14 protein-coding genes are annotated in these 9,947 nt (G+C 46.1%); 2 read left to right on the top strand and 12 right to left on the bottom strand.

All coding sequences use genetic code 11. From position 1 onward, the window contains the following. From ACWVCM_RS01355 to ACWVCM_RS01335, 5 genes are all read right to left on the bottom strand, one after another. On the bottom strand, positions 1-569 hold a 569-nt coding region (locus ACWVCM_RS01355), incomplete at its 3' end, for a porin (RefSeq protein ID WP_455199898.1). 422 nt (positions 570-991) lie between these two features. Beyond that, positions 992-1,384: a 30S ribosomal protein S9 gene (gene rpsI, locus ACWVCM_RS01350; RefSeq protein WP_455199897.1), complete on the bottom strand. Its 393-nt coding sequence runs from the start codon at positions 1,382-1,384 to the stop codon at positions 992-994. 62 nt (positions 1,385-1,446) lie between these two features. Next, on the bottom strand, positions 1,447-1,875 hold the full coding sequence (rplM, locus tag ACWVCM_RS01345; protein WP_455199896.1) for a 50S ribosomal protein L13: 429 nt from the start codon (positions 1,873-1,875) through the stop codon (positions 1,447-1,449). Between the two features lie 484 nt (positions 1,876-2,359). Then, complete coding sequence (locus ACWVCM_RS01340) at positions 2,360-3,076, bottom strand: alpha/beta hydrolase (protein ID WP_455199895.1); 717 nt, start codon at positions 3,074-3,076, stop codon at positions 2,360-2,362. A 65-nt stretch (positions 3,077-3,141) separates the two neighbouring features. After that, on the bottom strand, positions 3,142-3,453 hold the full coding sequence (locus tag ACWVCM_RS01335; protein ID WP_455199894.1) for a (2Fe-2S) ferredoxin domain-containing protein: 312 nt from the start codon (positions 3,451-3,453) through the stop codon (positions 3,142-3,144). Positions 3,454-3,581: 128 nt separating this feature from the next. Here ACWVCM_RS01335 and coq7 point away from each other — a divergent pair, with 128 nt between their 5' ends. Then, positions 3,582-4,223, top strand: coding sequence for a 2-polyprenyl-3-methyl-6-methoxy-1,4-benzoquinone monooxygenase (gene coq7, locus ACWVCM_RS01330; protein WP_455199893.1), 642 nt, complete (start codon positions 3,582-3,584; stop codon positions 4,221-4,223). A 36-nt stretch (positions 4,224-4,259) separates the two neighbouring features. Here coq7 and speD read toward each other — a convergent pair whose 3' ends face one another. The 3 genes from speD to ACWVCM_RS01315 all read right to left on the bottom strand — a co-directional run bounded on the left by speD (position 4,260) and on the right by ACWVCM_RS01315 (position 6,032). Beyond that, positions 4,260-5,060, bottom strand: coding sequence for an adenosylmethionine decarboxylase (gene speD, locus ACWVCM_RS01325; protein ID WP_455199892.1), 801 nt, complete (start codon positions 5,058-5,060; stop codon positions 4,260-4,262). Positions 5,061-5,108: 48 nt separating this feature from the next. Continuing rightward, the gene (locus ACWVCM_RS01320) at positions 5,109-5,501 is read right to left on the bottom strand and encodes a VOC family protein (RefSeq protein WP_455199891.1); all 393 of its coding nucleotides are present in this window, start codon (positions 5,499-5,501) and stop codon (positions 5,109-5,111) included. A 108-nt stretch (positions 5,502-5,609) separates the two neighbouring features. Next, positions 5,610-6,032: an OsmC family protein gene (locus tag ACWVCM_RS01315; RefSeq protein ID WP_455199890.1), complete on the bottom strand. Its 423-nt coding sequence runs from the start codon at positions 6,030-6,032 to the stop codon at positions 5,610-5,612. A gap of 442 nt (positions 6,033-6,474) precedes the next feature. Here ACWVCM_RS01315 and crp point away from each other — a divergent pair, with 442 nt between their 5' ends. Further along, the gene (crp, locus tag ACWVCM_RS01310) at positions 6,475-7,119 is read left to right on the top strand and encodes a cAMP-activated global transcriptional regulator CRP (RefSeq protein WP_455199889.1); all 645 of its coding nucleotides are present in this window, start codon (positions 6,475-6,477) and stop codon (positions 7,117-7,119) included. A 206-nt stretch (positions 7,120-7,325) separates the two neighbouring features. Here the strand turns inward: crp and trpC are convergent, their stop codons facing one another. The 4 genes from trpC to ACWVCM_RS01290 all read right to left on the bottom strand — a co-directional run bounded on the left by trpC (position 7,326) and on the right by ACWVCM_RS01290 (position 9,947). Further along, entirely contained in the window at positions 7,326-8,129 is an 804-nt protein-coding gene (gene trpC / locus ACWVCM_RS01305; RefSeq protein WP_455199888.1) for an indole-3-glycerol phosphate synthase TrpC, read from the bottom strand. Positions 8,130-8,152: 23 nt separating this feature from the next. Further along, on the bottom strand, positions 8,153-9,169 hold the full coding sequence (trpD, locus tag ACWVCM_RS01300; RefSeq protein ID WP_455199887.1) for an anthranilate phosphoribosyltransferase: 1,017 nt from the start codon (positions 9,167-9,169) through the stop codon (positions 8,153-8,155). A gap of 65 nt (positions 9,170-9,234) precedes the next feature. Next, positions 9,235-9,813, bottom strand: coding sequence for an anthranilate synthase component II (locus ACWVCM_RS01295; protein WP_455199886.1), 579 nt, complete (start codon positions 9,811-9,813; stop codon positions 9,235-9,237). Positions 9,814-9,827: 14 nt separating this feature from the next. Then, on the bottom strand, positions 9,828-9,947 hold the full coding sequence (locus ACWVCM_RS01290; RefSeq protein WP_455199899.1) for a chorismate-binding protein: 120 nt from the start codon (positions 9,945-9,947) through the stop codon (positions 9,828-9,830).

The raw sequence follows: 9,947 nt of genomic DNA, 5'->3' as shown, positions 1-9,947 counted from the left end.
TGGTTTTTCAGGAATCCATTGTGACCATAGGCATTAAGACCACCCAAAGAAACTGATTGACCGTATTTGCCCTTACCAGACATACCGCCGTTACCACGAGCTTGTAATGTAGTCGCTACGAACGCGTCGTATTTAACACCACCGGCGTATTTGTAAGCAGACTTTAAACGACCTGCTTCAACCTGTCCCCAACCAGCTTTCAGGCCAACCATGGACTCACGAGCAGTCAAAGAAATTCCAGTGCTTGCTTCGTTGTCTGCAGTGTCGGCTTTGAATTCAAACTTGGCCAAGCCTTTCATGCCGTTGCCCAAATCTTCAGACGCTTTAACACCAACACGGCCCATAGAGTTATCGAGAATGTCGATACCGTTACAACCGTCAGCCACACTAGGTGTTCCATCACAAGCACCCGGTGTAATTTCTGATGCTTCTGTTTGATAACTAACAGAAGCAAGTTCTACTTGCGCGATACCATAAACTGTCACATCACCCGCTTGCGCTGGTGTGACTACTGCCGCGCTAGTGGCGCCAGCTACTGCTAATGCGATTAAACTATGTTTCATTTTCATTTGGATTAACTCCCCATAGGTTTCTGTCATTTGACCTGCGTATTTATAGCAGTTATTGGCAAAAGTGCAACAGATTAATGCCAAATAATTCCTATTTTTGGTGTAACTGTGGCGAAAATGAGACATGGCGCACACAAATTGATCAATATTTTCGCTGATTCGGTCATTTATTGGTCACTTAGCCAATGGTAAAAAAACAACATGGCACCTGGATTTTCAGCTAATAAACTCCAAAGACACCGCTAGCGTGCTTTTACTCGCAAAAACCGCAAGTCACTACCATCACACAACACTGACTTGGTAGCGGTGAAGACATTTGTTGATTTTATAAAAAGTTTTAAAGATAGCCGCCTCGAAAAATTAAGGACATAAAAAAAGCCGCGATGAATCGCGGCTTTTTTATATTCGTAAATCTAAAATAATTAACGCTTGGAGTATTGTGGACGTTTACGTGCTTTATGCAGGCCAATTTTCTTCCGTTCCACAACACGCGCATCACGGGTCACCAGACCAGCTCGACGTAGCGCAGGGCGTAACGTCTCGTCGTATTCCATCAACGCGCGTGTGATACCGTGACGAATCGCACCCGCCTGGCCACTGTTACCCCCACCGCTTACTGTGACGGCAATGTCGAACTTGTTTTCAAGCTCAGCTAATTGCAGCGGTTGGCGCACAATCATGCGTGCAGTTTGGCGACCAAAATACTGGTCCAATGGTCGCTTGTTGACAGTTATATTCCCAGAGCCGGGACGTAAAAATACCCGTGCTGCAGAACTTTTACGACGACCGGTGCTGTAATTTTGTGTTTGTGCCATAGTTAAATTCGCTGCTATATCTAATGTTAAATATTATGAATTTTTGATAGTTCGATTGTGGACTATATTTCCAGAGTTTTCGGCTGCTGGGCAGCATGGCTGTGATCAGGCCCTGAATAGACCTTTAGTTTTTTCAACATAGCACGTCCCAGAGGATTCTTGGGCAACATGCCTTTTACCGCCAGTTCAATAATACTCTCTGGAGCACGATCAACCATTTTTTCAAAAGACATGGATTTCAAACCGCCGGGATAACCGGTATGACGGTGATACATTTTATCTTGCACTTTATTGCCAGAAACCTGCACTTTTTCCGCATTAACCACGACGATGTAATCACCGGTATCAACATGCGGGGTATATTCGGCTTTGTGCTTGCCACGCAAACGACGCGCGATCTCAGTGGCCATACGACCCAGGGTTTTATCCGTGGCATCGATGACGTACCAGTCTCGACGTACTTCTGCAGGTTTTGCGCTAAAAGTCTTCATTTTGTGCTCCGTAAATCTTCTGAAAAACAGCCCAGAAAAGCCGGAGGATCATAAGATCTGAGCCCGCCGCTGTCAAGGTCTTTCGGGGCTCTCAATGCAAAAAAGGGCAAAAATCGGGGACAATCTTTGGCCAAAAAAAAGCGCCAACTAGGGATTTGGCGCTTTAAAAAATCCACCAAGCAGGGAGGATGATTTGCTATGGAGGAATCACGAGTTAATCATGAAATCTATATTAGAGTATAGTTATATTTTAAAATAATGCAAGTTGATGGATAACTTTGTTATTCTCTGTATTCAAAAAAATCCACAGCAGTCATCCGCACGAACGGGAAACTGCTGTGGAAACATCAGAGATAAGAGAGGTGTGCGTACCAACCTGAACAGGTCAATCGTCTACGTAACACCCGGGATGATGGTGTATTATAAATAATATTTTGTCAAGACTAAAAATTATTTAGTCAAAAAGGGAGGAATACAGCTGGTTCTATTGGGCGGTCGTCCTTTTTACGGGATTACTCCATTGATCAAGAATTAGTTGCCGTATTCGGTTCAACCGACCATGGAAAAAATGATCCGCATCCGCAAACCACTCATAGTGTGGTTTGTTGCGACATCGCTGCACCCACACGGAAACCTCCTCGGGGGATACCACATCATCTTTACCGCCCTGAATAACCATCCAGGGAATATCGACACATTGCTCTGGATTGAACGGAAACCGCCCGATAGGCGGCGCCACCAGCAACAAGCGCTCTGCACCAACTTTCTCATGGGCGGTAAACGCGACGAACGAGCCAAAGGAAAATCCCGCCAGCCATACTGGCGAGCTGGGATAGCGCTGCTTGAACCAGCTGACCACGGCACTCAAGTCACCCACCTCACCAACGCCATTATCATAATGTCCGGACGAATGCCCCACCCCGCGGAAATTAAACCGTAACGTTGCTATACCCAATCGATTAAATGCGTTGGAAACAATATATACCACTTTGTTCGCCATGGTTCCGCCGTACAATGGATGGGGGTGGCAAACCACTGCAATGGGGTGACCTTCTTCAAAGTCTTCAGGCTGAACCAGCAGCGCTTCCAACACGCCTTCAGGGCCGGGGATTAAAAAGTTTTCGCCCGAAGGAGGGACTTCTTCGAGACCATCATATAAATGCAATTCACCCTGATGCGTTTCAGTAACATCTGATTTCATATTTAAAATGTGATTAGTATTTGCTTGATAAGAAATAAGAGGATGAACAGACTGGTTTGATGCGTTTAAATTTGCAGGCGCTTCACCACGCGGCCGTTCACCAGATGCTCTTCAATGATTTCATCGATATCCTCCTGATCCACATAGGTATACCAGACGTCATCAGGATACACCACGGCAACCGGTCCTTCAGCGCAACGGTTTAAACAGCCGGCGATATTCACTCGCACCGTGCCCTTTTGCCCTGCGATGCCTAATTCTTTCGTGCGCTGTTTGGCGTAGTCTCGCATGGCTCTGGCATTAAATGCCTGACAACACTGAGTTCCATCCTCGCGTAAATTGGTGCAGAAAAATATATGATGTTTATAGTAAGACATAAGGCTATTAATGCTTCAGGTGCTTTTAAAACAGTGCGTCATTATAACCGCTGGGCAACTCATCGTATATACAGTACGATTTTTGTGCAATCTTGAGTCCAGAGTGTGCTCGGTGTATGGTTCGACATATGAATCAACGACACTTTAGTTTTCTTGACCATCTCATCGCCCATGTCGATAACGGCGTGCGTACCCTGTTTGGTGAGAACCATGCCACCCGAACAAATCCAGCAGATACAGAAAAAGATTCAGAGTTAAGCAGCGAGGACAAACTTCTTGCCGGCCGCTTAATGCGTATCAATCATGCCGGTGAAGTGGCCGCCCAGGGTTTGTATCAAGGCCAGGCACTTACAGCAAAACTACCCAATGTACGTGAACAAATGGAAGAAGCAGCACAGGAAGAAGTGGATCATCTCGCCTGGTGCAAAACCAGAACGGTAGAGTTAGGTACTCAGACCAGCCTGCTTGATCCCGTGTGGTATATCGGCTCAGTAACTATTGGCGCAGTAGCCGGATTAGCTGGTGATAAATGGAGCCTGGGATTTGTCACAGAAACAGAGCGTCAAGTGGTGAAACACCTGGAAAGTCATCTTGAACAACTCCCTCAACATGATGAAAAAAGCCGTGCCATCCTGGAACAAATGAAAGTTGATGAACAGCATCATGCAACCACAGCGTTGGAAGCCGGTGCTGCAGAGCTACCAACACCCATCAAGAAGGCCATGACGCTAACCTCTAAAATCATGACTAAAACAGCATATTGGATTTAATGCTTCGCGCAAACTGGTTAACTACACCCTAACATATCAATCCATATTCCGGCCGTAGTAAATTTCCAGCATTTCTATTTCAAGCTGAGAACTTATTTGTGATTTCTCGACTTCACTAAGATCTTTCTCGTCGATACCGAACAGGTAATTATCCAGCTCAAGCTCTTTTAGACGCATTTTAGTATGGAAGATATTTTCCTGGTATACGTTCACATCGATCATTTGATAACGATCTTTGGTATCCTGCGCAATGAAGTTTTGAATGGAATTGATATCATGATCGATGTAATGCTTGTTGCCATATACATCTCGGGTAAAGCCACGCACCCGATAGTCCATGGTAACAATGTCCGAATCGAAACTATGGATAAGAAAGTTTAACGCTTTTAGTGGTGATACCTGCCCGCAAGTCGATACATCGATATCGGCACGAAAGGTACTGATCCCGTTGTCGGGATGACTCTCAGGATAGGTATGCACGGTGATGTGACTTTTATCCAGGTGGCCAACGACGGAATCCGGCAATGGACCTGGTGACTCGGTTTGAAGTGCCTCAACATTGGAAATCTCATGCTCTGCAATCAGCATGGTTACACTGGCACCCTGTGGATCGTAATCCTGATGCGCGATATTTAATATGGTAGCACCAATAATATTGGCAACTTCTTTTAAAATATTGGTAAGACGCTCAGCATTATATTCTTCATCAATATACTCTATATAGTCGCGAACCTGCTGCGGGGATTTAGCGTAGCAAATATCATAGATATTAAAACTTAAGGTTTTGGTTAAGTTGTTAAAATCTTTTAACTGAAGCTTGATTGTCTTGTCGTCCACTCGTCGACCCCCGGATCAATACCAACAAGGTAAGGTTACCTTTTAAATTCAGCCTTTCGCCAACGGCGGATGATAAATCAACTGCACAATGACACCTTCAGGATCTGTGCAATAAAAACTGCGCGCACCATCACGATGGGTTTTAGGTTTCTTTTTAATAGCCACGTTGTTGGCTTTTAAAAATTCATACCAGACATCCACATCATTAATGTCATTCAAAATAAAACCAATGTGATCCAGCGACTGACCACCATTAATTTCTCCGGCGGTTTTGTGGATCGCCAGATTGTCGTTACCTGATGTCAGGTATACATTATCAGGATCGGGGCGCCACTCTACCTGCATGCCTAACAGGTCGACATAAAAGTGCTCGCAGGCTTCAACATTTTTGACGTTGAGTGCCACGTGGCGCATTCCAGATGTGGGATTTGGTCTGGTCATTGAGATCTACTCTGCATATTCTCACACTAAATTATTACCGTTAATTATTAGCTCTTGCCGTCTGCCAGTCTAAAACGAGCCGCGTATCATACACGCATTTTTTTAAAATTACTCTTCCAAAGTGACAATTTCATAATCATGGGTAATCTCGGCTACCTTCCCCAGCATTTGCGTGGCCGAACAGTATTTTTCCGCCGACAAACTTACCGCGCGCTCGACCTGTTTTTCCGGTAGATCCTTACCCGTGATGATGAAATGAATGTGGATTTTGGTGAACACCTTGGGTTCAGACTCTGCTCGTTCAGCACTAATCTCAACAACACAGTCAGTGATAGGTTGGCGGAATTTTTTCATAATATGTACTACATCAAATGCAGTACAACCGCCTGTGCCCAGCAAAATCATTTCCATCGGACGTATACCCAATTCCCGCCCCCCATGGTCCGGCGGACCATCCATCACTACCGCGTGTCCGCTACCACTTTCACCAATAAAGGTGGCCTGCTCCACCCACTTCACTCTTGCTTTCATTGACTGCCCTCAAATCTCAATTCGGGCTCAAGATTAGCATACCCGCCGGCATTGTGGTTGACGCAGCACAAAATCGGGGGTGTTACCTAACCCCTCACCCCATACGCTTCCTGCATCGCTCTCGGCGCTGGCTCCCCACAGCACTCTGCCTCGTCCAATTCTGGGCTCTTTTATCCTGCTAAGGTGAAGGGAGGATTAACCAAAGAGAGAGGAAGAGGATTTCTTTTTCTACTCACTCACTTTTGGTTGACATTACACTGCCTGTTTTGTGATCAAGTCGAGAGATTTCTTGTGGTTTTGCGCGCATTTTAACCAACATGTTGTGAATTTACTTAAAGATATGGGTTGGGTTTGCCGAAAAGTATGGTGGGCAGCTTATGTCTTTTGATAGCCCGAAAATTCTTATTTGACGTTAACTGGACAACAGAGGCCGAGTGAAATTATGCACGCACACTCAATTGCAATGCCGCCAAAGGAAAACGAAACTATCCAGTCTTTTCTGGAGCACTGTCATCGTCGTCGTTACCCAAGCAAAAGTCTGATTATCTATGCAGGTGACAAACCGGATGTGTTGTATTACATCGTCGACGGTTCCGTGACAGTACTGATCGAAGACGATTCTGGACATGAAATCGTGCTGGCTTACCTGAATGCAGGCGACTTCTTCGGAGAGATGGGCTTGTTTGGGGATTTGGACAATCGCAGCGCATTCGTGCGTGCTCGCACTCAATGCGAGTTAGCGGAGATTAGCTATCCACGCTTTCGCCAAATGTCGGAAAAAGATCCCAAGATCCTTTTCGAACTGGCAACTCAAATGGCAACCCGTTTACAGAAAACCAGCCGCAAGGTTGGCGACCTGGCTTTCATGGACGTAACCGGTCGTGTGGCACGTACCTTAATCGACCTGTGCAAGGAACCTGATGCGATGACTCACCCTGATGGTATGCAGATTCGTATTACCCGTCAGGAATTAGGACGTATTGTAGGTTGCTCTCGGGAAATGGTGGGCCGGGTATTAAAAACGCTGGAGGAGCAGGGATTAATTACTGCCAGTGGTAAAACCATTGTAGTATTTAATACTCGTTAGAATAATTAGAATATTTGTTCTAATACTGAAACCCTCTTCCGATCAGGTTGAGGGTTTTTTATTATCCCCTTCTTTTAAAAGAAGTGATAGAGAGGACTAAACTCGCGCTGATTTAATACCCCTCAATCCCCTTTACAAAAGGGGGAGGTAAATAATAGCCTGAATATAAAAAAGAAGAATTGGGTAGGCAGGTTTTTATACGCCTGTTAAACGCGATTAAATAATTCAGATAATTTAACGCCGGGATCGTCGGCACGCATAAAGGCTTCTCCAACCAGAAAAGCATTTACATTGTGTTGGCGCATCAAGGCGACATCTTGTGGTGCGTGAATGGCGCTTTCGGTAACGACGATGCGGTCCTCTGGAATTTGAGGTAATAGATCGATTGTAGTATTGAGGCTGACTTCAAAGGTACGCAAGTTACGATTATTGATACCGATCAGCGTTGTATTTAGAGCCAGGGCACGCTGCAGTTCTTCTTCGTCGTGCACTTCCACCAACACATCCAGATTGATTTCTTTGGCAAGTGATGAAAGCTCCTGTAACTGCGCATCACTTAAAGCAGCGACAATAAGCAGAATACAATCGGCGCCAATAGTCCGTGCTTCATACACCTGGTAGGGTTCAATGATGAAGTCCTTGCGAATTACCGGCAAGTCGCAAGCTTCACGCGCTTGTTGTAAATAAGCGTCGGAGCCCTGAAAAAAATCCACGTCCGTCAAGACTGATAAACATGTTGCGCCACCTTGCTGATATGACCTGGCAATGGCAACAGGATCGAAATCTTCGCGTATCACACCTTTACTGGGGGAAGCCTTTTTTATTTCAGCAATGACCGCAGGCTTGCCCTGATGAATGGTTGATTTAATGGCGCTAACAAAGCCACGCACTGGAGAAGCAGATGCAATGCGTGATTTCAGTTCATTTAAACTGGTCGTCGCCGAACGTTCGGCAATTTCCTCAAGTTTTCGGTTGAGAATTTTTCTAAGAATGTCGGGAGTAGCGGACATAAGGTATGTGAATTACAGCTGCGCTAGAACTGCTTGCTGACTTCTACTAAGGCATTAAGCTTCTGAGCAGCTTCACCCTTAGCGATAATTTCCCTGGCAACTTCGATGCCTCCTGCAATATTGTCTGACAAACCTGCCACATAAATGGCTGCGCCTGCATTTAGCAACACGATGTCACGCGCGGGACCGGGTGCATTATTAAACACGTTTTTAATCATTTCCAGCGATTGCGCAGCATCGTCTACTGCCAGTGATGAAACATCACCCAGATCAATGCCAAATTCACCTGGCGTAATATTGTAAGTTCTCACCTCACCGTCTTTTAGTTCCGCCACCCGCGTTGGCGCACCAATACTTATTTCATCCATACCATCTTCAGCATGCACTACCAATACGTGCTTGCTGCCCAATTGCCTCAACACCTGCGCTATCGGTGCGACCCAGTGATTACTGAATACGCCCAGCAATTGATTCGGCGCACCAGCCGGATTGGTCAGTGGACCGAGTACGTTGAAGATGGTGCGAACACCCATTTCCTTGCGCGGCCCGATGGCGTGCTTCATAGCACTATGATGTTTGGGTGCAAACATAAAACCGACACCGATCTTGTCTATACACTGCGCTACCTGTTCTGGGGTTAGATCCAGATTGACACCCGCTGCTTCCAGCACGTCGGCGCTGCCGGATTTGCTTGAGATGGATCGATTGCCGTGTTTGGCGACCTTGGCACCTGCCGCTGCTGCCACAAATGCGACAGCGGTGGAGATATTGAATGTCTTGGCACCATCACCACCGGTACCGCAGGTATCCAGCAAATGCGGTCCTGCAACGTTTACATGCTCTGCCAATTCGCGCATTACTGTTGCAGCAGCCGTGATTTCATCAACAGTTTCGCCTTTCATACGCAACCCCACCAGGAAACCACCTATCTGTGATTGGGTGGCTTCGCCGGTCATAATTGTGCGCATCACCGACTCCATTTCATCCTGGCTCAGATCACGTTTCTCAATGACTGCTGCAATGGCTGATGGCATATCCATGGTTATTTCCCTCTCAGGCTTGTTCCGGCAGGCAATACCCACCCTACATTTCTTCCATTCGCGTTTTAGCGAGATAAAAAGTTTTTCAACATGGCGTGACCATGTTCTGTGAGTATGGATTCGGGATGAAACTGCACACCCTCCACTTCCAGTTCTTTATGACGCACACCCATAATTTCGTCAATCTCACCCTTATCGTCTTCCGTCCAGGCTGTAATTTCCAGACAATCGGGTAGTGACTGTTTTTCAATAACCAGCGAATGATAGCGTGTCGCTTCAAATGGATTATCAAGATTGGCAAATACGCCTTCGCCTTTATGATGAATCATCGATGTCTTGCCATGCATTATGGCATTGGCATGAATGATCTTACCGCCAAACGCCTGGCCAATACTTTGATGCCCCAAACAAACACCTAAAATTGGCAGCTTGCCTGCAAAGTGCCTGATGGCTTCCAGTGAAATACCTGCTTCGTTAGGTGTGCAGGGTCCCGGTGAAATCACCAGGTGGTCGGGATTGAGTTTCTCAATCTCCGCCACTGTAATTTTATCATTGCGATACACTTTCACATCGGCCTGCAACTCACCAAAGTACTGCACCAGGTTATAGGTGAAGGAGTCGTAATTGTCGATCATCAGTAACATAAGCTCACCCAACCCTAAAGCAATTTGCCTTCGACCATTTGCACGGCTTTGAAAATGGCGCGCCCTTTATTCATGGTCTCGTTCCATTCGTTTTCCGGAACCGAGTCATACACAATACCGGCGCCGGCCTGAAT

This window comes from Kaarinaea lacus (assembly GCF_975902315.1).
The sequence above is the reverse complement of the archived record's forward strand: the minus strand, read 5'-3'. Positions and strand labels throughout refer to the sequence as shown.